At 67.4% G+C, this 20,702-nt stretch carries 19 protein-coding genes and 1 riboswitch; of the genes, 9 read left to right on the forward strand and 10 right to left on the reverse strand.

Annotation, left to right across the window (positions count from 1 at the left end):
• Positions 1 to 32: 32 nt before the first annotated feature.
• A riboswitch (SAM riboswitch) is annotated at positions 33 to 146 on the reverse strand.
• A gap of 77 nt (positions 147 to 223) precedes the next feature.
• From hisN to AC1DBX_RS05255, 4 genes are all read right to left on the reverse strand, one after another.
• Entirely contained in the window at positions 224 to 1,054 is an 831-nt protein-coding gene (gene hisN, locus AC1DBX_RS05240) for a histidinol-phosphatase (protein ID WP_028277489.1), read from the reverse strand.
• Positions 1,055 to 1,130: 76 nt separating this feature from the next.
• Positions 1,131 to 2,246 carry a ribosome small subunit-dependent GTPase A gene (rsgA, locus tag AC1DBX_RS05245; protein ID WP_223916089.1) on the reverse strand — a complete coding sequence of 372 codons (1,116 nt, stop codon included), beginning with the start codon at positions 2,244 to 2,246 and terminating at the stop codon, positions 1,131 to 1,133.
• A complete protein-coding gene (aroA, locus tag AC1DBX_RS05250; protein ID WP_476931224.1) occupies positions 2,230 to 3,651 on the reverse strand; it encodes a 3-phosphoshikimate 1-carboxyvinyltransferase in 1,422 nt (473 codons plus the stop codon). Before aroA ends, rsgA begins: the two co-directional genes overlap by 17 nt.
• Before the next feature lie 7 nt (positions 3,652 to 3,658).
• The gene (locus AC1DBX_RS05255) at positions 3,659 to 4,207 is read right to left on the reverse strand and encodes a DoxX family protein (protein ID WP_028277492.1); all 549 of its coding nucleotides are present in this window, start codon (positions 4,205 to 4,207) and stop codon (positions 3,659 to 3,661) included.
• Positions 4,208 to 4,455: 248 nt separating this feature from the next.
• Between AC1DBX_RS05255 and AC1DBX_RS05260 the strand changes: the two genes are divergently transcribed.
• Both AC1DBX_RS05260 and rsrA read left to right on the forward strand, forming a co-directional pair.
• On the forward strand, positions 4,456 to 5,208 hold the full coding sequence (locus AC1DBX_RS05260; protein ID WP_476871299.1) for a sigma-70 family RNA polymerase sigma factor: 753 nt from the start codon (positions 4,456 to 4,458) through the stop codon (positions 5,206 to 5,208).
• Entirely contained in the window at positions 5,205 to 5,465 is a 261-nt protein-coding gene (gene rsrA / locus AC1DBX_RS05265) for a mycothiol system anti-sigma-R factor (protein WP_018775287.1), read from the forward strand. Before AC1DBX_RS05260 ends, rsrA begins: the two co-directional genes overlap by 4 nt.
• Before the next feature lie 77 nt (positions 5,466 to 5,542).
• Here the strand turns inward: rsrA and AC1DBX_RS05270 are convergent, their stop codons facing one another.
• The 5 genes from AC1DBX_RS05270 to AC1DBX_RS05290 all read right to left on the reverse strand — a co-directional run bounded on the left by AC1DBX_RS05270 (position 5,543) and on the right by AC1DBX_RS05290 (position 11,862).
• The gene (locus AC1DBX_RS05270) at positions 5,543 to 5,617 is read right to left on the reverse strand and encodes a 50S ribosomal protein bL37 (protein ID WP_104061284.1); all 75 of its coding nucleotides are present in this window, start codon (positions 5,615 to 5,617) and stop codon (positions 5,543 to 5,545) included.
• A gap of 114 nt (positions 5,618 to 5,731) precedes the next feature.
• The gene (locus AC1DBX_RS05275) at positions 5,732 to 6,370 is read right to left on the reverse strand and encodes a PadR family transcriptional regulator (RefSeq protein ID WP_476848820.1); all 639 of its coding nucleotides are present in this window, start codon (positions 6,368 to 6,370) and stop codon (positions 5,732 to 5,734) included.
• Positions 6,370 to 7,197, reverse strand: a complete 828-nt coding sequence (locus AC1DBX_RS05280) for a DUF4097 family beta strand repeat-containing protein (protein ID WP_230011482.1) — start codon at positions 7,195 to 7,197, stop codon at positions 6,370 to 6,372. Before AC1DBX_RS05280 ends, AC1DBX_RS05275 begins: the two co-directional genes overlap by 1 nt.
• 149 nt (positions 7,198 to 7,346) lie before the next feature.
• The gene (locus AC1DBX_RS05285; protein ID WP_079553040.1) at positions 7,347 to 7,946 is read right to left on the reverse strand and encodes a GDSL-type esterase/lipase family protein; all 600 of its coding nucleotides are present in this window, start codon (positions 7,944 to 7,946) and stop codon (positions 7,347 to 7,349) included.
• A gap of 112 nt (positions 7,947 to 8,058) precedes the next feature.
• A complete protein-coding gene (locus AC1DBX_RS05290) occupies positions 8,059 to 11,862 on the reverse strand; it encodes a multifunctional oxoglutarate decarboxylase/oxoglutarate dehydrogenase thiamine pyrophosphate-binding subunit/dihydrolipoyllysine-residue succinyltransferase subunit (protein ID WP_476931225.1) in 3,804 nt (1,267 codons plus the stop codon).
• Positions 11,863 to 12,215: 353 nt separating this feature from the next.
• Here AC1DBX_RS05290 and AC1DBX_RS05295 point away from each other — a divergent pair, with 353 nt between their 5' ends.
• From AC1DBX_RS05295 to AC1DBX_RS05320, 6 genes are all read left to right on the forward strand, one after another.
• Positions 12,216 to 13,694: a GuaB1 family IMP dehydrogenase-related protein gene (locus AC1DBX_RS05295; RefSeq protein ID WP_476931226.1), complete on the forward strand. Its 1,479-nt coding sequence runs from the start codon at positions 12,216 to 12,218 to the stop codon at positions 13,692 to 13,694.
• Positions 13,695 to 14,012: 318 nt separating this feature from the next.
• Positions 14,013 to 15,350, forward strand: coding sequence for a hemolysin family protein (locus AC1DBX_RS05300; RefSeq protein ID WP_476856718.1), 1,338 nt, complete (start codon positions 14,013 to 14,015; stop codon positions 15,348 to 15,350).
• On the forward strand, positions 15,347 to 16,411 hold the full coding sequence (locus tag AC1DBX_RS05305; RefSeq protein WP_028277499.1) for a hemolysin family protein: 1,065 nt from the start codon (positions 15,347 to 15,349) through the stop codon (positions 16,409 to 16,411). Before AC1DBX_RS05300 ends, AC1DBX_RS05305 begins: the two co-directional genes overlap by 4 nt.
• A gap of 176 nt (positions 16,412 to 16,587) precedes the next feature.
• On the forward strand, positions 16,588 to 17,562 hold the full coding sequence (locus AC1DBX_RS05310; protein WP_476931227.1) for a metal ABC transporter solute-binding protein, Zn/Mn family: 975 nt from the start codon (positions 16,588 to 16,590) through the stop codon (positions 17,560 to 17,562).
• Positions 17,563 to 17,611: 49 nt separating this feature from the next.
• Positions 17,612 to 18,427: a metal ABC transporter ATP-binding protein gene (locus AC1DBX_RS05315; RefSeq protein WP_223916075.1), complete on the forward strand. Its 816-nt coding sequence runs from the start codon at positions 17,612 to 17,614 to the stop codon at positions 18,425 to 18,427.
• Positions 18,428 to 19,315, forward strand: a complete 888-nt coding sequence (locus AC1DBX_RS05320) for a metal ABC transporter permease (RefSeq protein ID WP_476848826.1) — start codon at positions 18,428 to 18,430, stop codon at positions 19,313 to 19,315. It abuts the gene before it with no gap.
• 123 nt (positions 19,316 to 19,438) lie between these two features.
• On the opposite strand, the gene AC1DBX_RS05325 is transcribed toward AC1DBX_RS05320, so the two are convergent.
• Positions 19,439 to 19,900, reverse strand: coding sequence for a Fur family transcriptional regulator (locus AC1DBX_RS05325; RefSeq protein WP_223916071.1), 462 nt, complete (start codon positions 19,898 to 19,900; stop codon positions 19,439 to 19,441).
• Between the two features lie 132 nt (positions 19,901 to 20,032).
• On the opposite strand from AC1DBX_RS05325, the gene AC1DBX_RS05330 reads away from it, so the two are divergent.
• On the forward strand, positions 20,033 to 20,689 hold the full coding sequence (locus AC1DBX_RS05330; protein ID WP_476931228.1) for an MBL fold metallo-hydrolase: 657 nt from the start codon (positions 20,033 to 20,035) through the stop codon (positions 20,687 to 20,689).
• The last annotated feature ends 13 nt before the right edge of the window (positions 20,690 to 20,702 follow it).

Genomic DNA, 20,702 nt, shown 5'->3' on the forward strand with positions numbered 1-20,702 from the left:
GACCTCACTCGAACAGGACCCCACACCGTGGGAATCCGCGCTTGCCGGGTCCGTTCCGGACCGGCCAGGTCGTCACCCGGGGCACCCCACCGCGACTGGAGGGTTGCCGGCCAGCAAACCGGGGTTTAGCGCTGGCACTCGTGACCTGCATCGAGCGTAGGACATCGGCGCAGCCGGGGAAAAGGCGGCCGCCGATTGTGAAGCGGAATATTACGGGCGCGGATCAGTTGTTCGGGTGGGCCTGAAAGAGGTCGTCGAGTCCGGGGTTGAGCCGCTTGAGGACTTCCGAGTGCAGGATCGAATTGGTGGCCAGGGCGTTGCCGCCGAAGGGGCCGTCCTCGCCTTCGAGCGAGGTGAAGCGGCCGCCGGCCTCGGTCACGATCGGCACCAGGGCGGCCATGTCGTAGAGATTCAGCTCGGGTTCGCAGGCGATGTCCACGGCGCCCTCGGCCACGAGGCAGTACGACCAGAAGTCACCGTAGGCGCGGGTCCGCCACACTTCCTCGGTCAGGCCCAGGAACTCATCCAGGTTCCCGCGTTCCTTCCAGCCGCCAAGGCTGGAGTAGGACAGCGAGGCGTCCTCGAGATTGGAGACGTTGGATACCTTCAACCGTGTGGCGGCGGCGAGCGAGCGGCCCGTGTAGGCGCCTGCACCCTTGGCGGCCCACCAGCGCTTGCCCAGTGCCGGCGCGCTGACGACGCCGACCACCGGCTCGCCCTCATCGACGAGGGCGATCAGGGTGGCCCAGACCGGGACGCCGCGGACAAAGTTCTTCGTGCCGTCGATCGGGTCGATGATCCACCGGCGGGAACCGTGGCCCGAGCTGCCGAACTCTTCGCCCAGGACCGCGTCACGCGGACGTGACCGGGAGAGCTGGCCGCGGATGGCCTCTTCCGCGGACTTGTCGGCATCGGTGACGGGTGTGAGGTCGGGCTTCGTCTCGATCCGAAGGTCGAGCGCCTTGAAGCGGCTCATGGTCTGGGAATCGACCGAATCTGCCAGTACATGGGCAAGGCGCAGGTCATCGTTATAGCTCGAAGCGGGTTGGCTCATGGTTCCAAACTACCGTCAAACCGGGCCGCCGGGCGGGAGGCCGCGGCTCGGCGCCGCCGCCCCGCTGCCGGTCCGGCTAGGAGACGGTGCCCAGTTCCTTGGTTTCCTGCGCTTCCATCCGCGGGTCCGTGCCCAGCAGCCGGCGCAGGGACGCGAGCCTGGCCGGTCCCGAGGGCCCCGCGTGCCCGGCCGCAACCCACTTGTCGACGCCGCAGTTGACGGCGGTGGAGTCATGCTTGCAGCCGCGTTCGCAATCATCGGTGCCCGGTTCCAGGTCCGGGAAGGAACGCAGGATCCGGTCCGGGTCCACGTGGGCCAGGCCGAAGGACCGGATGCCGGGGGTATCGATGATCCAGCTGCCGGCAGGGGCATCGTTGACTTTGAGCGCCAGTGCGGAGGAGGACGTGTGGCGGCCGCGGCCGGTTACCGCGTTCACGCCTCCCGTGGCCCGCTCGGCCCCGGTCAGGGCGTTGACCATGGTGGACTTGCCGACGCCGGAATGGCCCAGCATCACGGTGACCTTGCCGTCGAGGTAGTCGCGCAGCTGGGATACCGCGTCCTTGTCGAGCCGGGCGGAGAGCCCGTCGTCGGAGCGGGCGTCGATGCCGGAAGCGGCGGAGTCGGCGGTCTTGGAGATGATGACGGGGAAGTCGAGGTGCTGGTAGTTGGACAGCAGCTCGGCGGGATCCTTGACGTCGGCCTTGGTGACGAGCAGCAGCGGCTCAATGCCGGCGTCGTACGCGGCCACCAGCGCGCGGTCGATGAAACCGGTCCGCGGCTCGGGGTTGGCAGCGGCGACCACCACCACCAGCTGGTCGGCGTTGGCCACGACGGCACGTTCGATCGGGTCCGTGTCGTCGGCGCTGCGGCGCAGCAGCGTCTTGCGGTCCTGGATCCTGACCAGCCGCGCCAGAGTGTCGGGCTCGCCGGTGACATCCCCGACCAGGGAGACGAAGTCGCCGGCAACCACCGGGTTGCGGCGCAGTTCCCGGGCCCGGGCCGCGATGATCTTGCGTTCGTCCGCGGTCCCCTCGCCGACGACGGCGGTGTAGCGGCCGCGGTCAACGGTGATGATGCGTCCGGTGACGGCGTCGTCGTAGCTGGGCCGGTCCTTGGTGCGGGGCCGTGTGCCCTTCTTGTTCGGCCGGATCCGGACGTCGGACTCGTCCCAGGAATCAGTGCTGCGTGCCACCGGCGGTGTCCTCATCTGCGGCGGGTCCTTGGGCCAGCATCGCTTCCCAGAGTTGCGGGAAATCGGGCATGGTCTTGGCCGTGGTTGCGATGTCCTCGACTTCCACGCCGGCTACGGCAAGGCCGAGGATGGCGCCGGCGGTTGCCATGCGGTGGTCCGCGTAGCTGTGCACGACGCCGCCGTGCAGCGCGGCCGGGCGGATGATGAGGCCGTCGGGGGTTTCTTCGGCGTCCCCGCCGAGGCGGTTGATTTCGGCGACGAGGGCGGCGAGCCGGTCCGTTTCATGGCCGCGGAGGTGGGCGATGCCGCCCAGCCGTGAGGGGCCGGTGGCGAGGGCGCACAGCGCGGCAACGGTGGGGGCGAGTTCGCTGGTTTCGTCGAAGTCGCCGCCCTTGATCTCCGGGCCTCCGCTGACGGTCAGGGTGCCGCCGTCAACCGTCACCGTGGCGCCCATAGCGGTCAGGATTCCGCGCCAGAGATCACCCACCTGGGTGGTTTCCGCAGGCCAGTTCGGGATCCGCACGGTGCCGCCGGTGGCCAGGGCCGCCGCGAGGAAGGGTCCGGCGTTCGAGAGGTCCTGCTCGATCCGGACGTCGAAGGCGCGGATCGGGCCGGGGGAGACAACCCAGTGGTTCGGCACCGAGTCGTCGACCGCCACGCCCACGCCGCGCAGCACGGCCACGGTCATGTTGATGTGGTCCAGGCTCGGCACGGGCTTGCCGACGTGCTCCAGGTGGAGTCCCTCGGTGAAGCGCGCCCCGGCCAGCAGCAGGGCGGAAACGAACTGGGACGAAGCGCTGGCATCGATGACCAGGTGGCCGCCGCGCACCTCGCCCGAGCCGTGCACCGTGAACGGCAACGACGACGCCGGACCGCCGTCGGGTGCGGTGACTGCCACACCCAGGCCGGCGAGGGCCTCGATAATGGTGCCCATCGGGCGTTTGCGGGCGTGTGGGTCGCCGTCGAAAAGGGACTCACCGCGGCGCAGTGCGGCCACCGGCGGGACAAAGCGCATGACCGTGCCGGCCAGGCCGCAGTCGATCGCCGTGTCAGCCGCCGCGGTGTCCATGCTGATCGGGACGATTTCCAGGTCGGGGCCGAAGGCGCCGTCGCCGGGCACTTCCGCGACGGTGGCCCCCAACTGCCGCAGGGCCTCAATCATCAGTGCGGAATCCCGGGAGTGCAGGGGAGCCCGCAGCCGGGAAGGTCCGTCCGCGAGGGCGGCGAGCACGAGGTACCGGTTGGTCAGGGACTTGGAGCCGGGAACGGTGACAGTGGCATCGACCGGCCGGGCGGCGAAGGGGGCGGGCCAGTGCGGACCGGCGTCGGCTGCATGGGGACCGGCTGCATGGGCGCCGGCAGGGTGGGACGGGGCAGCGGCAGAAGAGGGGGTGGTGCCAGTCATTACCGTCTTAGGCCCCGGCAGAGTGGTCTACGGCCTTGCGGACGACTTTGTCGGCCTTCTTCAGCTGCTTGTTGGTGGTCTTGCGGGCATCGGCGGCGAGGTGTCCGGCGCTCTTCTTGGCATCGGCGGCCAGGTGCCCGGCGCGCCAGGCCAGGCTGGGCTTGCCGGCGGTATCGACCGCGGCGAGGAGCACGCCGCCGGTGAGGGAGACGTTTTTCAGGAGCTGTTTGCGGCGGGCGTCGCGGGCTTCCTTCGAGGAGATGTCCGCGCTGCGCCATTCGACGTAGCCGTTCAGGAGCGAAATGACGGCGAGCAGGGTGGCCGCCAGCCGGGCGGACTTGCCGAGGGCGAAGCAGACGCCGGCACCGATCTGGGTGCCGCCGATCACGCGTGCCACGACTTTTTCATTTGGCTGGAACGGCAAGGCGTCGGCCGCACGGCGCAACAGGGGGGACAGCTGGGCCGCAGTGTCATCCGCGTTCTTGAGCTTGTCCATGCCGGCGAGGACGAAACTGGAGGCGAGCATGGGCCGGGCGAGAAAGCGGACAAACGACATGAATTTCCTCCTGGATGGACGAACAGCGGCTTCACTGCGGGAGAACCGGTTCTAGTCTTGCACTTTTGCGGAATATTTGCCCGCAGGACGTGGTTGTGAAAGGCAGATCCCAGCAGGCTAACGAAGGCGGAGATTTGACTCTGGTCAAAGACAGGGCGGAACCGGAAGCCGGTTCCGGTCAATCATGGACCCTCGCGCTTCCGGCGGTTCCGGGTGCCCGGCGGAAGGTGACAGTAGACTTGAACGCAATGAGCACCATGGACCCGGCCGTTGCGGCCATGCACGAGGTTGCCGGAAACGACGCCACGCCCACCAAGACACCTGATGCCGGCACGCCCGCCGCTTTGGAGACCGAGGTGGACGGGAAGCCCCTTGATGTCTCCACCGAGTCCGCGGAAGAGCGCCGGGCGCGCTTTGAGCGTGACGCCATGCAGTACGTGGACCAGCTGTATTCGGCGGCCATGAGGATGGCCCGGAACCCCTCCGACGCCGAGGACCTGGTCCAGGAGGCGTATACGAAGGCGTTTTCCGCGTTCCACCAGTACAAGCCCGGAACTAATCTGAAGGCCTGGCTGTACCGCATCCTCACCAACACGTACATCAACCTGTACCGGAAGCGTCAGCGCGAGCCGCTGCAGTCGAATTCGGACACCATTGAGGACTGGCAGCTGGCCCGCGCCGAGTCGCATACGTCCTCGGGACTGCGCTCGGCGGAGGCTGAGGCCCTTGACCACCTGCCCGACTCGGATGTGAAGCGCGCCCTCCAGTCGATTCCGGAGGAATTCCGGCTGGCCGTGTACTTCGCCGACGTCGAGGGTTTCGCGTACAAGGAAATTTCGGACATCATGAACACCCCCATCGGGACCGTCATGTCGCGGCTGCACCGCGGCCGGAAGATGCTGCGGGACATGCTGGGGGACTATGCCGCCGAACGAGGATTCAGGGCCGCCACCGAGTCAAGCGCCGCGGCCGACAGCAACAAACAGGAGAACAGGAAATGAGCGACTGCCAGGGACTGGGCGATTGCGATGACGCCCGGATGCAACGTATCTATGAATATCTGGATGGTGCGCTCACGCGTGCAGACATCGCAGAGATCAAGGACCACCTGGACAGTTGCCCGGAGTGCCTGGAGCAGTACGACCTCGAATGTGTCATCCGCGTGATGGTCAAGCGTTCGTGTACCGAAGCAGCTCCGGAAAACCTCAAGAACTCCATCCTGGACCGGATTCACTCGATCCGGACTGTGGAAGCCTGAGCCGACATAAACGAATGACCCCGGAATCCGTGAGGATTCCGGGGTCATTCGTCTAAAGCTGTCATTCCAAGCTTTGCTTAGGCGTTGGGGCGCTTACCGTGGTTCGCGCCGCCACGCTTACGGTCACGACGTTTACGTGCACGTTTGCTCATAGCTGGCCTCCTTAATCTTGGTACTCAAAAGAGCTGCCCTCAAGTCTCCCACATCGCGGCACCCGCCGCGAACCGGAGGCCCGTGCTACGCGCCGCGGCCGGTCGGTCCCGGCCTCAGCCCTCCAACGAATTTCGGATCGAGATCCGGGCCTGGTCCAGCACGGTCCTGACCGTTTCGAGCGTGACGGCGGTGACCGGACGGCTCCCGGCATGACGCCGCAGTTCCACCCGCATGTCGTCGCGGAACGCCTGCACCAGCATTTCCGCTTCCTTCAGCCGCCGTTCGCCCTCCGGGGAGTACCACGGGCTTCCCGCGGCGCCGGCAGTGCCCGTCCCGCCGGCAGAACCGGCGGCGCGGGCCGAGGTCCGGGCCGCCTCGGCCGTGGCCGCAAGGTCGGCCCGGAGGCCGCGCATGTTGACGCGGATGTCCTGGCGCAGGTTGTCGGCGAGCCGGCGGACCGACGCCGAGATGTCGTTCTCGACGCCGGCGAGTTCGTCCCGCCGGCGGTTCAGTTCCGTGAGGCCGGCCGGAGTGATGCTGTAGTTGGTGCGGCGGCCTTCCGTGCGGGTGGCGACGAGCCCTTCCTCTTCAAGCTTGCCCAGGCGCGGGTAGATGGTTCCGGCGCTGGGGGAGTACGTGCCGCCGAAACGCTCGCTGAGCGCCTTGATCAGCTCGTAGCCGTGCTTGGGGCCCGATTCAAGCAGGGCGAGCAGGTACAGCCGCAGCGCCCCGTGGGCGAAGACGGGAGGCATCAGAGGGCCGTTTCGGTGTCCGGGCTGGGCTGGCCGTGGAAGAGCGATGTCTTTCCCGAGACCGAGTTGGTCCGGACCAGCATCAGCTTGGCGTCCGGACCCGCGATGGTCTGCACCGTGCCGCCGGGCTGGGCGTACCTCGTGTCATCGATGACCACCGCGCCGCTGGCGGACTTGGCCACGATGTCCACCCCGACGTCGTGCGGCAGCCGGATGGTGACGTCGCCGGAGACCGAATTGGCGCCAAAGTCATGGGTGAAGCCGTGCAGGTCGAAGCTCAGGTCGCCGCTGACGGTGTTCGCCCGGATGTTGCTGAATTCGCCCGAGGCCGTCACTTCGCCGGAAACGCTCTTGGCGGTCAGCACTCCGCGGTGGTTGCGGGCAATCACCTCGCCGCTGACCGTGTTGACGGACAGGTTCCCGGCGGTGCCGTCGGCCAGCACGGATCCCGAGACGGTGTTGAGCCGGGTGTGGCCGCTGAGCCCGGAAACCATGCCGTCGCCGCTCACCGTCCCGGCCTCGACCTCGACGCCGGCCGGCAGAGCGATGCTGATGACCACCGAGTTGCTGCTGCCGTTGTTGACGGTGCTCATCAGGTTCTTGAACCAGCCCTGCGGGCCGTGCAGTTGGTGGCGGACTTCCAGGCGGCCGTTGACGATCGAAACCGACAGCGGGTCGCCTTCGATTTCCGAGACCTCGATCCTGGCAACGTCCTCGTCATGGGTGACGATGTCGAAGCGGCCGCGGACAATCCCGAGTTTGAGGGAGTGGACGCCGTCGACGTCGATGGTCTGCGGGCCGGTCACGGTCCACGTGTTCTCTGACATGGTTCCTCCGGAAAGGCGAAAGGGCTGAGGCAACTAACGATATATCTCGACTATGAAGTCACGATATATCGCGCTTGCCGGCAGGTCAAGATATATCGCGACATCCCTGGAGGTGGGATCCCGACGCGGCCGGTTGCCTGCTTGCCCGCCTATTCCGGGGTGTCCAGGCCCAGCCACTGGAACCAGCCGCGGTGCAGCACGAGCCAGGCCATGAGGCCATAGCCGGCCTGGCCGGGCGTGCCGCCGTTGGCCGCGAGGTCCTGGCGCCACTGCTCGTGGTTCAGCAGCGGCGAGAACGTGTCGACATAGAGGTGCTTCCGGCGCGTCGTGACGTCGGCGAAGGCGGTGTTGAGCTCGCCGAGCCTGCGGTTCTGTGCGGGGTCAAGCGTGGGCGGCGGGCCCACGACGAAGACCTCGATCTTGTTCTGGGAGGCGGAGTCCAGGATGTTGGCCAGGTTCAGGCGGCTGCGGGCCGTGGACAGGCCGAACTCAATGTCGCGTCCTGACAGGCCGATCACCAGGCGGTTTTCGTGGTGGTTGCCGAATCGTCGGCCCGCCTCCTCGAGCCAGCGGGCCGCAATGCCCTCGGTGCCCTCTTCGGGGCATGGCAGGGAGTAGCACTCCAGGGCGACGCTGTCCTGCGGCGTGCGGGCCAGGACCCGGCCCAGCCAGCCCAAGGCGCGCGGATCACCAAGCCCAGCCAACAGCTCGTCCCCAACGGCTGCGATCCGCAGCTTCCGATCTTCCACGACTACCTCTTCACTTCAACGCTGTCCATCAAGCTGACCACTAATAGTCCATTAAACAGAACCGCCCGGCCGGAGTGTTGTTGTTTCAGTCTCCGGCCGGGCAGCAATGCCGCTATTTACGAGCGAATGCCTGCTTGAGCAGGGCGTCCTGTTCTGCCGCGTGACGCTTCATCGACCCTGCCGCGGTGGAGGCCGAGGCGGGGCGGGAGATGAGGCGGACCCGGCGGTCCAGGGCGTCCGGCAGGTTCAGGCCGATGAACGGCCACGGACCCTGGTTCGCCGGTTCGTCCTGCGCCCAGACCACTTCGGCGTTCGGGTACTTGGCCAGCTCCGCTGCGATCTCGTCGGCCGGCAGCGGGTACAGCTGCTCGACGCGGACGATCGCCGTGGTCTTGTTCTCGGTCTTCTGCCGGGTGGACAGCAGATCGTAGTACAGGCGCCCGGAGACCAGCAGCACGCGTTCGACGGCGTCGGCCTGCAGCTGCGCGTGTTCCGGAATGACCGGGCGGAACGAGCCACTGGTGAAGTCCTCCACGGAGGACGCTGCGGCCTTGAGGCGGAGCAGCTGCTTGGGCGTGAAGATGATGAGCGGCTTGCGCGGCCTGCTGTACGCCTGGCGGCGCAGCAGGTGGAAGTGCGAGGCCGACGTCGTGGGGTTGGCCACGATCATGTTCTCTTCGGCGCACATCTGCAGGAAGCGCTCGATGCGGGCGGAGGAGTGGTCCGGACCCTGGCCCTCGTAGCCGTGCGGCAGCATGAGAACCAGCGAGGACCGCTGGCCCCATTTCTGCTCGGCCGAGGAGATGAACTCATCGATGATGGTCTGCGCGCCGTTGACGAAGTCACCGAACTGCGCTTCCCAGAGCACCAACGCATCCGGGCGTTCCACCGAGTACCCGTATTCGAAGCCCATGGCGGCGTATTCGGAGAGCAGCGAATCGTAGATCCACAGCTTCGCCTGGTCGTCCGAGAGGTGGGACAGCGGAAGCCATTCGTCGCCGTTGGCGCGGTCGTGGAAGACGGCGTGGCGCTGCACGAAGGTGCCGCGGCGCGAGTCCTGGCCGGCAAGCCGAACGGGGACGCCTTCCATGATGAGCGAACCGAACGCGGCCAGTTCACCGAAGCCCCAGTCGATGCCGCCTTCACGGGACATCGCCTCACGCTTCTCCAGCAGCTGCTTGAGCTTGGCGTGGACGGTGAAGCCGTCCGGGATATCGGTGTGGGCCTTGCCGATGCGGGCCAGGGTCTCCGCGGAGATCGCGGTGGATACCGGCGCGCTGACGCCGGAATCGGACTGCTGGGCCATGGGGCGTTCAAGGTCCGACACCGCGGCCGAATCGGCCGTGATGATCGGGATCGGGGACGTCTGGGCGGCGTGGGTTTCCGCGAAGACGCGTTCCAGGCGTTCCTGGTAGTCCCGCAGCAGCTGCTCGGCTTCTTCCTCGGTGATGTCACCGCGGCCGATCAGTGATTCGGTGTACAGCTTGCGGACCGAGCGCTTGGCCTCGATCAGGTTGTACATCAGCGGCTGGGTCATCGAGGGGTCATCGCCCTCGTTGTGGCCGCGACGGCGGTAGCAGACCATGTCGATGACAACGTCCTTGTGGAAACGCTGGCGGAACTCGTAGGCAAGCTGCCCGATGCGGACCACGGCCTCCGGGTCGTCGCCGTTCACGTGGAACACCGGTGCCTGGATCATCTTGGCGACGTCCGTGGAGTACGTGGAGGAACGCGAGGACGACGGTGCGGTGGTGAAGCCGACCTGGTTGTTGACCACGATGTGGATGGTGCCGCCGGTGCGGTACCCGCGCAGCTGGGAGAGGTTGAGCGTTTCCGCGACCACGCCCTGGCCCGCGAAGGCGGCGTCGCCGTGCACCATGATCGGCAGCACGGGAAACGCCTCGCCCTGGTCCAGGCGGTCCTGCTTGGCACGGACGATCCCTTCGAGGACGGAATCGACGGCCTCGAGGTGGGACGGGTTCGCGGCGAGGTAGACCTTGGTCTCCTTGCCGTTGTCCGAGGTGAAGGTGCCCTCGGTGCCCAGGTGGTACTTGACGTCACCGGAGCCCTGCACGGAGCGCGGGTCCTGGGTGCCTTCGAATTCGCGGAAGACCTGCGCGTAGGTCTTGCCCGCGATGTTGGTCAGCACGTTGAGCCGGCCGCGGTGGGCCATGCCGATCGCCACTTCGTCGAGTTCGTCGTCGGCGGCGTCGGAGATGATCGCGTCCAGCAGCGGGATCAGGGACTCGCCGCCCTCGAGCGAGAAGCGCTTCTGGCCGACGAACTTCGTCTGCAGGAAGGTCTCGAAGGCCTCGGCGGCGTTGAGCTTGGAGACGATGCGCAGCTGCTCGTCGCGGCTCGGCTTCGAGTACGGGTGCTCCAGCTGGTCCTGGAACCACTTGCGCTCGGCCGGGTCCTGGATGTGCATGTATTCGATGCCGGCGGTGCGGCAGTAGGCATCACGGAGGACGCCGAGGATGTCGCGGAACTTGAGCATCGGCCTGCCGCCGAAGCCGCCGGTGGGCCACTCGCGGTCCAGGTCCCACAGGGTCAGGCCGTAGGTCAGGACGTCGAGGTCCGGGTGCTTGCGCTGGACGTACTCGAGCGGATCGGTGTCCGCCATGAGGTGGCCGCGCACGCGGTAGGCGTGGATCAGCTGCTGGATCCGGGCGACCTTGTTGATCTCGTCGGCCGGGTCCACCTGCAGGTCGGGGCTCCAGCGCACGGGCTCGTAGGGGATACGCAGGGACTCGAAGATCTCGTCGTAGAAGTTCTGCGCGCCCAGCAGCAGCTGGTGCACGAGCTTGAGGAACTCGCCGCTGCCGGCACCCTGGATGACGCGGTGGTCATAGGTGGAGGTCAGCGTGAGGACCTTGCTGATCGCGTTCTGCGCGATGATCTTCTCGCTGGCACCCTGGAACTCGGCCGGGTAGTCCAGTGCGCCGACGCCGATGATGGCGGCCTGGCCCTTGGACAGACGCGGGACCGAGTGGACGGTGCCGATGCCGCCGGGGTTGGTCAGGGACACGGTGGTGCCGGAGTGGTCGTCCGCGGTCAGCTTGCCGTTGCGGGCACGCTTGATCAGGTCCTCGTAGGTGTGCCAGAACTCGGAGAAGTTGAGGGTCTCCGCCTTCTTGATGTTCGGGACCATGAGCAGGCGGGTGCCGTCGGGCTTGGGCATGTCGATCGCGATGCCGAAGTTCACGTGCGCCGGCTGGACAGCCACCGGCTTGCCGTCGATTTCGTCGTAGTAGACGTTCATCGACGGGAACTGGGACAGGGCGCGGATGACGGCGTAGCCGATCAGGTGCGTGAAGGAGACCTTGCCACCGCGGGCGCGGGCCAGGTTGGAGTTGATGACCACGCGGTTGTCGATCAGGAGCTTCGCCGGGATGGCGCGGACGCTCGTGGCTGTCGGCACTTCCAGGCTGGTGACCATGTTCGAGGCGATCGCCTTGGCCGGGCCGCGCAGGACCGAGACGACGTCTTCTTCGGGAGCCGTCGGGGCCTTGAGGTTCTTGGGCAGCTGCGCCGGGATCGGCGCGGTGCCGGGGCCGGCGTCGGAAGTCTTGGAGCCGTCCCGGGCGACGGTGGCCGGGGCTTTCTTGGCGGCGGGCGCAGCCGGTGCGGGCGCAGCCGTGGCGGCGGGAGCTGCGGGGGCGGCGGGAGCAGGTGCTGCCGGAGCGGCGGCGGGCGCTACAACGGGAAGTTCACGGGTGGCAGGATGCACAGCTGTCGCGGTGCCGGACGTTCCGTTGGCGGGAGAGGCGTCACTAGCTTCAAAGGATTCGAACAGGGGCCACCACTTGGAGTCGACCGTGTTCTTGTCCTGCTGGTAACGCTCATACAGTTCGTCAACGAGCCACTCGTTTCCGCCAAATTCCTCTGGTAGACGGTGGCTAGGCTGCTCTGGCACTTGAAATACGCCTCTTCCGTGAGTTTGATTCCCTCTGGCTTCCACGGTGCCTCGGCACAACGATTGAGCCAGTCTCTGCGTCCAGTGAACCCAGACCCATGCCAGTCTAGTGAGGATTCTTGCCAAACCGCCAATAAGCGTGACCCAAATCATGATCCGCCCCGGCAGCCGCCGAATTGCGGCGAAGAAGAGTTGCAGAATCGGCCCCGGATGCGGCCCACATGCGGTGCCCTGCGCGAGGCCGGACGGGGTGCCGGCCCCGGTGCCGGCCCCGCCGGAAACCGCCCTAGAATGCAGTAAGAACCCGTTTGTCGCCGACGGTGCCAGCTGCGGGTGCCAGCAAAGGAGCAGCAGTGCGTTTCCTGAATGAGCCCACCACCGATCTGACCTACTCGGACCTCTTCCTGGTCCCTTCCCGGTCCGATGTCACCTCCCGCCTGGACGTCGACCTCGCGGCCGACGACGGGACCGGCTCCGCGATCCCGCTGGTGGCGGCGAACATGACGGCGGTCACGGGGAAGCGGATGGCCGAGACCATGGCCCGCCGCGGCGGCCTTGGAGTCCTGCCGCAGGACGTCCCGCTCGACGTCATCCGTGACGTCACGGCCTGGATCAAGGGACGCCACCCGGTCCTGGAAACCCCCGTCACGCTCGCGCCCACGGACACCGTCATTGATGCCCTCCACCTGATGGGCAAGCGGCCGCACGGGGCCGTTGTGGTGGTGGACGACTCCGGCGCGGTCACCGGTGTTGTCCGGGCCGCCGACTGCGAGGGCCAGGACCGTTTCGCGTCACTGGCCTCCGTCATCCGCCACCAGCCGCTGGTGCTCGACGCCGGACCGCTCGCCGGTGGATTGTTTGGGGGCGGGTCGGCGGCCGATGCTGCGCAGGCCCTCCGCCGCGCCTTTGAAGCGATGGACGCCGCCGGAACCGACTACGCGCCGGTGCAGCAGGGCGGGGTCCTGGCCGGCGTGCTCACCCGTAAGGGCGCCCTGCGCTCCACGCTCTACAGGCCGTCCCTGGACGACGACGGCAGGCTGAAGGTCGCTGCCGCCGTCGGAATCAACGGTGACGTGGCCGGGCGGGCCGCCGAATTGCTGGCGGCCGGCGTCAACGTGTTGGTCCTCGACACCGCACACGGGCACCAGCAGAAAATGTTCGACGCCCTCGCCGCCGTGAAGGGTCTCAACCCCGGCGTGCCGGTCGTCGCCGGCAACGTCGTCACCGGCGACGCCACACGTGAGCTCATCGAGGCCGGGGCGGACATCGTCAAGGTCGGGGTGGGCCCCGGCGCCATGTGCACCACGCGCATGATGACGGCCGTGGGCCGCCCCCAGTTCAGTGCCGTCCTGGAATGCTCCGCCGCGGCCCGGGAAGCCGGCGGCCGGGTATGGGCCGACGGCGGGGTCCGCTACCCGCGCGACGTCGCCCTGGCCCTGGCCGCCGGGGCCAGCCAGGTCATGATCGGCTCCTGGTTTGCCGGTACTCACGAGAGCCCCGGGGACCTGCAGCTCGACGCCTCGGGCCGGCAGTACAAGGAGAGCTTCGGCATGGCGTCCGCCCGGGCGGTGCAGAACCGCAACCAACGCGAGGGCGCCTTCGAAAAGGACCGCAAGGCCCTCTTCGAGGAGGGCATCTCCACCTCCCGCATGTACGTCGATGCGGCCCGGCCCGGCGTTGAGGACCTGCTGGACATGATCACCGCGGGCCTGCGCAGTTCCATGAGCTACGCCGGCGCTGCCGATCTCGCCGCTTTCCGGGAACGCGCCGTGGCAGGCATCCAGTCGGCGGCCGGGTACGAGGAGGGCCGGCCCGTCCCGCAGAGCTGGTGAACCCGGCGCGGCCGGTGACGCGGGCGGTCCGGGGCTGGCAGCGGTTGCTCCTGTAGACTGAAATTCTTATGGACAGTAAATCTAGGTGCCGGCCTGGGGGCTGTCAGCGGAGTACGGAAACCGTTCCCGCCCAGTCCACCCGCAGAGCCGGCAAACCCCGTTCACGCGCCCATCACTCTCCGGCCGCACGCCATTCCGGAGCTATCCAGGAAACAGGGTCGGCCGCCACCGACCATCCTCCGCCAGGCCGGGCTTTCCCGCATTTGCGTCCCCTGACGCGGCACATGCCATGCGCTGCTGCGGAAGCAGGCCGCTGACATGGAATGGCTACTCCTCGCAGCAGGCCTCCTGCTCATCCTCGGCACCGGCTTCTTTGTCGCCGTGGAATTTTCCCTGGTCGCCCTGGACCAGGCCACCGTGCAGCGCGCCGTTGACACCGGCGACACCGCCGCCGAGCCGTTGCTCAGATGTCTCAAGTCACTCTCCACCCAGCTTTCCAGCTGCCAGCTGGGCATCACCATGACCACGCTGCTGACCGGCTATGTCATGGAACCGTCCGTGGGCAAGCTGCTCGAAGGCCCGCTCACCGCGCTCGGCGTCCCGCCCGCGGCGGCTGCCTCGCTGTCCCTGGTCCTGGCAATGGCGGTGGCCACCCTGCTCTCCATGGTGATCGGCGAGCTGGTGCCCAAGAACATGGCCATTGCGCTGTCGTTCCCGATCGGCAAGGCCGTGGCCCGGCCCCAGCTGGTGTTCACCGCCATCTTCAAGCCCGCCATCGTGGTGCTCAACGGCTTCTCCAACAAGGTCCTCAACGTCTTCGGCCTGGAGGCCAAGGAAGAAATCTCCGGCGCCCGCACCCCGGCCGAGCTGGCCTCGCTTGTGCGCCGCTCCGCGGCCATGGGCACCCTCGACGCCGGAACGGCCAACTTCATCGCCCGAACCCTGAAGTTCTCCGGGCGGACCGCCGCGGACGTCATGACCCCCCGCATCCGCGTGGAGACCATCGACGCCGACCAGCCGGTCTCGGATATCGTCGAGGCCGCCAAGCGCACCGGATACTCCCGGTTCCCCGTGATCGGCGAGTCCTCCGATGACATCCGCGGCGTGGTCCACATCAAGAAGGCCATTGCCGTGCCCGCGGACCGCCGCGCCAAGCTGCAGGCGGGGGCCATCATGACCGACGTGCTCCGGGTCCCCGAAACCATCCACCTGGACGCTCTCCTCGCCGAACTGCGCGAGGGCAACCTGCAACTGGCCGTGGTCCTGGATGAATACGGTGGAACCGCCGGCATCACCACGCTGGAGGACCTCGTGGAGGAAATCGTCGGGGAAGTGGCCGATGAGCATGACAAGGTCCGGCCCGGCCTGCTCCAAAGCGCCTCGGGGGACTGGTACTTCCCGGGCCTGCTCCGGCCCGATGAACTCTCCGAACAGATCCCGGGCCTGACCGTGCCCGACGAGGCTGCCTACGAAACGGTGGGAGGCTACGTCATGAGCCAGCTCGGCCGCATCGCGGCAGTCGGCGACACGGTCGACGTCGTCGGCGGGACACTCAGCGTGACCCGCATGGACGGCCGCCGGATCGACCGGATCTGTTTCCGGCCCATCCGGGTGTCCGGCGAGGGCCAGCCCGCCAGCCAGGCAGGTGCCGCATGAGCGACTGGGCCGGAATCCTCTGGCTTGCGTTCCTCCTGGTGGGCAACGCCTTCTTCGTGGCCGCGGAATTCGCCGTCATGTCGGCCCGCCGGAGCCAGATCGAGCCGCTGGCCGAAGCAGGTTCCAAGCGCGCGCAGACCACCCTGCGGGCGATGGAAAACGTTTCCCTCATGCTCGCCTGCGCCCAGCTCGGCATCACCGTCTGCTCGCTGCTGATCCTGCAGGTGGCCGAGCCCGCGATCCACCACCTCCTGGCCGTGCCGCTGGAAGCGGTGGGCGTCCCCGAGGAGGTCGCGAACATTGTGGCCTTCGCCGTCGCCTTGCTGTTGGTGACGTTCCTGCACGTCACATTCGGCGAAATGGTGCCCAAGAACATTTCCGTGTCCGTCGCGGACAAGGCTGCGCTGCTGCTGGCGCCGCCGCTGATGTTCATCGGGCGGCTCGTCAAGCCCGTCATTGCGGCGCTTAACTGGTCCGCGAACCACATCCTGAAGCTGATGCGGATTGAGCCGAAGGACGAGGTGACCTCCACCTTCACCCTTGAAGAAGTGCAGTCGATCGTGCAGGAATCCACCCGCCACGGACTCGTGGACGACGACGCCGGACTCATCACCGGAGCGCTCGAGTTCTCCGAACACACCGCGTCGCGTGTGATGGTTCCGCTGGGCAAGCTCGTCATGCTCAAGGCGGCCACCACGCCGGTCGAATTCGAAAAGGCAGTGAGCCGGACCGGGTTCTCGCGCTTCCCGATGCTCGACGACGACGGCATGCTGGCCGGCTACCTCCATATCAAGGACGTGCTGTCCATCCCGGACGCCGGGTACCACCAGCCGATTGCGGAAAGCCGCATCCGGTCGCTGGCGAACCTCGCCATGGACGACGAAATCGAGCAGGCCATGTCCGTCATGCAGCGCACGGGTTCGCACCTGGCGCGCGTGATCGGACCCGACGGGCTGACTCAGGGAGTGCTGTTCCTCGAAGACGTGATCGAGCAGCTCGTCGGCGAAATCCGGGACGCGACGCAGGCCACCGGCTACCGCAGGCTGGGCCAGGACCAGTAGGGGCGGCCCAGTAACGGGCGGCCCAGTAACAGCCGGTCCAGTAACGGGCAGCCCAGCTGCGGCCGGGCACCGGCGGGGCACGCCGTGTATCCCTAAATAGGAATGATTCCTATTTAGGGATACACTCGGGCTGTTGCTATTGCTCCTGATTCTCAATAACAGATCCGAGGTTTTCCGTGCGTCGTCCCGCTGCCCGAGTCCTGCTGGCTGGCCTTGCCGGCCTGGGCCTCCTGCTCACCGCGTGCAGTCCGACGTCCGGCAGCCCGCGGGGGACCGCGGGGGACGGTGTGGTCAACGTCGTCGCATCCACCAGCGTGTACGGCGACATCGTCTCCAGCATCGGCGGCGGCAAGGTCCGGGTCAGCTCGATCATCAACCGCACCAGCCAGGACCCGCACTCCTACGAGGCCACCACGCAGGACAAGCTGGCCGTCTCCAAGGCCGAGCTGGTGGTGGAGAACGGCGGGGGATACGACGCCTTCATGGACACGCTGGCGACCGACACCGGCCTGGACCGCGGCAGCGTCATCAGCGCCGTGGATGTTTCAGGCCTTGTCTCCGAAAGCGCTGCCAGCGAAAGCCCGGCAGCGGCGAGCCCCGACTCCGCCGGCCACACCCACGGGTCCACGGGGCTGAACGAACACGTCTGGTACAGCCTGCCTGCCATGTCCCGCCTCGCGGACGCCGTCGCCGAGAAGCTGGGCTCGCTGGAACCGGCCTCGGCGCAGACGTTCCGGAGCAACGCGGCGGCCTTCAAGGACTCGCTCGGCGGCCTGGAAACGAAGCTCGCCGCCATCAAGGCCTCGGCGGCCCACGCGCCCGTGGCCGTCACCGAGCCTGTACCGCTGTACCTGCTCGAGGACGCCGGACTGGAGAACGAGACCCCGGCCGAGTACACGGCGGCGATCGAGGAGGACGCCGACGTCCCGCCCGCCGTGCTCAAGACCACCGTCGATCTCGTGGCATCCCGGGGCGTAAGGCTGCTGGCCTACAATACCCAGACCGAGGGACCGCAGACGGCGGCGGTGAAAAAAGCCGCCGAGAACGCCGGCGTCCCGGTCGTGAACTTCAGCGAGACCCTCCCGGACGGCCAGTCCTACCTGCAGTGGATGACCGGAAACGTGGAGAGCATCGGCAAGGCCCTAGGATGATCGCAACAGCGGGAGCAGCCATCTCCGCGGAAAATCGAGGAAACCCCTTTTGACACCGGTAGTGAGCCTGCGCGGCGCCTCCCTGGCGTTCGGCCAACGGACTCTCTGGGAGGGCCTGGACCTGGACATCAACCCGGGTGAATTCTTTGCCGTGCTCGGGCCCAACGGCAGCGGCAAGACCACCTTCCTGAAGGTCCTGCTGGGATTGCAGGAACTGAGCACGGGAACGGCCGTGCTCGACGGCCACCCCGTTGAACGGGGAAGCCGCCGGATCGGCTACGTGCCCCAGCAGAAATCATTCGACCCCGATACGCCCCTGCGCGCCCGCGACCTCGTGGCCCTCGGCGTCGACGGCCACCGCTGGGGCATCCGCCTCGGCGGCGCCAAGGTGAACCGTAAAGTCGATGAACTCCTGGAGCTTGTGGGCGCCACCGACTACGCCAAGGTGCCGGTGGGGCAGCTTTCCGGCGGTGAGCAGCAGCGCCTGCGCGTGGCGCAGGCCCTCGCGACCGATCCCAAGGTGCTGCTGTGCGACGAGCCGCTGCTCTCCCTTGACCTTCAGCACCAGCAGGGCGTCAGCGCGCTGATCAACAGGCAATGCCGCGACGCGGACAGCGCCGTGGTGTTCGTGACCCACGAGATCAACCCGATCATGGACTACGTGGACCGGGTCCTGTACCTGGCCGGCGGAAAGTTCCGGGTGGGCACACCCGCGGAGGTCATGACCACCGAGGTGCTCTCCGATTTGTACGACAGCCGTGTTGAGGTCATCCAGGCCAACGGCCGGCTGATCGTCGTCGGGCTGCCGGACGCCGCGACGCACCACCATCTGGACGCGCACTCAGTCGCGGGCGAGGTGGGCTAAGTGGATCTGGGCGACCTGCTGCACTCAATCTTCAACTTCGAAAACTACGGCGAGCTGCTGGTCCTGGTGCAGAACTCCATCTGGGCCGGCGCCGTCCTCGGGCTGCTCGGCGGAATCATGGGCACCTTCGTGATGAAACGCGACCTCGCCTTCGCCGTCCACGGGATCTCGGAGCTCTCCTTTGCCGGCGCGGCGTTCGCGCTGTTGATCGGCGCCGACATCATCCTCGGCTCGCTGGCAGGATCCGTGCTGGCAGCCCTGGTGCTGGGCGTGATGGGGGTCCGCGCACGGGACAAGAACTCGATCATCGGCGTCATCATGCCCTTCGGGCTTGGCCTGGGCATCCTCTTCCTGTCCCTGTACGAGGGCCGGGCGGCCAACAAGTTCGGCCTGCTCACCGGGCAGATCGTGTCGGTCGGGACCGTCCAGCTGCAGGTCCTGGCGGTCGCCGCCGTCGTGGTGATGCTGGCGCTGGCCGCCATCTGGCGGCCGTTGACCTTTGCCAGTGTCGACCCCGATGTCGCCACCGCCCGCGGCGTGCCGGTGCGGGCCCTCGCCCTTGGTTTCATGGTGCTGCTGGGGATCAGCGTGGCGTTGTCTATCCAGATTGTGGGCGCGCTGCTGGTGCTGGCCCTGCTGATCACGCCCGCGGCCGCCGCCATGCGCGTCACGTCCTCGCCCCGACTGGTTGTCACGCTGAGCATCGTCTTTGCGATGACGGCGACCGTCGGAGGCATTCTGCTGGCCCTCGGCGGCCGGCTGCCGATCAGCCCCTATGTGACCACGTTGTCCTTCCTGATTTACGTGGCCTGCCGGATGATCGGTGGCGCACGGGCCAGACGGGGACTCAACGGCCGGGTGGTGCGGAGCGCCGCTGCGTCGGCTTAAACGCTCTCACGCCACAGTGGCGGAATTTCCCCAGGTTTGCCGTCGGCCGCCGGCGGGTCCCTGCGCCCCGCCGGTGATTTCTGGGGTCACGAGGTCAAAGGTGGGGAATTTCAGCAGCTTCGGCTACTGGCCTGGCTGACTGGCTGTGCATTCTGGGCACAGGCCGAAGATTTCCACGGTGTGCTCCACCGCGGTGAAGCCGTGCTCATTCGCGATCCGCGCGGCCCAGGCCTCGACCGCCGGTGCTTCCACTTCCACGGCCTTGCCGCAGTTCCGGCACAGCAGGTGATGGTGGTGCCCGGTGACGGCGCAGCGCCGGTACACCGCTTCGCCGTCGGCGTTGCGCAGGACATCCACCAGCCCGTCGTCGGCGAGGGACTGCAGGATCCGGTAGGAGGTCGCGAGGGACACCGCGGTGCCGCGCTCCTGGAGGATGCGGTGCAGTTCCTGGGTGCTGACGAAGTCCGCCAGGTCGTCCAGGGCGGCACTGACGGCGAGACGCTGCTTGGTGACGCGCTGTTCCTTGCCCTGCACGGGTGCCGAGGCCGGAGTCCGGCTGCTGCCGGTGGTAGCGCCTTGGGACATCGTGGAACTCGCTTCGTCAAAAGAATTCGCGGGTGGGACTCGCTGAGTGTGGCAATGTCCAAGATTACCAGCGCCCAAGATTGCCAGCGGCGCTTCGTGGACACTGTGACGGCTGGTGCCTAGGCTGGCCGGATGAAGCTGACCAAATTTACTCACGCCTGTGTCCGCCTCGAACAGGACGGCCGGGTGCTGGTGTTTGACCCGGGCACCTTTTCGGAGACGGACCAGGCCCTGGCCGGAGCACATGCGGTGCTCATTACCCACGAGCACGCGGACCATGTGGACGTCGACGCCGTCGCCGCGGCGTTGCAGTCGAACACCACCCTTGAGCTTTTCGCCCCGGAGGCCGTGGCCGCGACGCTCCGCGGCAAGGCGCCCGACGCCGGAAGCCGCATCCATGCGGCGGGCGCGGGTGAGGAATTTGAAACGTCGGGCTTCGCCATCAGGACCTTTGGCGGCCAGCACGCCCTCATCCATCCGCAGATCCCCGTGGTGGCCAACGTCGGCTACCTCGTCGACGGCAATGTCTACCACCCGGGGGACTCCTTCGCGATCCCCGACGGCGTCGATGTCAAGACGCTGCTTGTACCCATCCACGCCCCGTGGAACAAGGTGGGCGAAGTGGTGGATTTTGTCATCGGTGTCCGCGCACCACAGGCCTTCCCGATCCACGACGCGCTCCTGAACGAGCTGGGCCGCGGCCTGGTGGAGGGGCACGTGACCCGGATCGGCGCCAAGTACGGCACCGAGTACCGGCACCTTTCCGCCGGCGATACAGCGGAGGTTTAGCCGCCGCTGGCCC

Source organism: Arthrobacter sp. 10N44_2 (assembly GCF_056394385.1).

What these genes read in the sequence shown, in the direction of transcription:
- hisN (WP_028277489.1), bottom strand. Translation starts at nt 1,054, where the DNA reads ATGAGCCAACCCGCTTCGAGCTATAACGATGACCTGCGCCTTGCCCAT.
- aroA (WP_476931224.1), bottom strand. Translation starts at nt 3,651, where the DNA reads ATGACTGGCACCACCCCCTCTTCTGCCGCTGCCCCGTCCCACCCTGCC.
- AC1DBX_RS05255 (WP_028277492.1), bottom strand. Translation starts at nt 4,207, where the DNA reads ATGTCGTTTGTCCGCTTTCTCGCCCGGCCCATGCTCGCCTCCAGTTTC.
- AC1DBX_RS05260 (WP_476871299.1), top strand. Translation starts at nt 4,456, where the DNA reads ATGAGCACCATGGACCCGGCCGTTGCGGCCATGCACGAGGTTGCCGGA.
- rsrA (WP_018775287.1), top strand. Translation starts at nt 5,205, where the DNA reads ATGAGCGACTGCCAGGGACTGGGCGATTGCGATGACGCCCGGATGCAA.
- AC1DBX_RS05275 (WP_476848820.1), bottom strand. Translation starts at nt 6,370, where the DNA reads ATGCCTCCCGTCTTCGCCCACGGGGCGCTGCGGCTGTACCTGCTCGCC.
- AC1DBX_RS05280 (WP_230011482.1), bottom strand. Translation starts at nt 7,197, where the DNA reads ATGTCAGAGAACACGTGGACCGTGACCGGCCCGCAGACCATCGACGTC.
- AC1DBX_RS05300 (WP_476856718.1), top strand. Translation starts at nt 14,013, where the DNA reads ATGGAATGGCTACTCCTCGCAGCAGGCCTCCTGCTCATCCTCGGCACC.
- AC1DBX_RS05305 (WP_028277499.1), top strand. Translation starts at nt 15,347, where the DNA reads ATGAGCGACTGGGCCGGAATCCTCTGGCTTGCGTTCCTCCTGGTGGGC.
- AC1DBX_RS05325 (WP_223916071.1), bottom strand. Translation starts at nt 19,900, where the DNA reads ATGTCCCAAGGCGCTACCACCGGCAGCAGCCGGACTCCGGCCTCGGCA.
- AC1DBX_RS05330 (WP_476931228.1), top strand. Translation starts at nt 20,033, where the DNA reads ATGAAGCTGACCAAATTTACTCACGCCTGTGTCCGCCTCGAACAGGAC.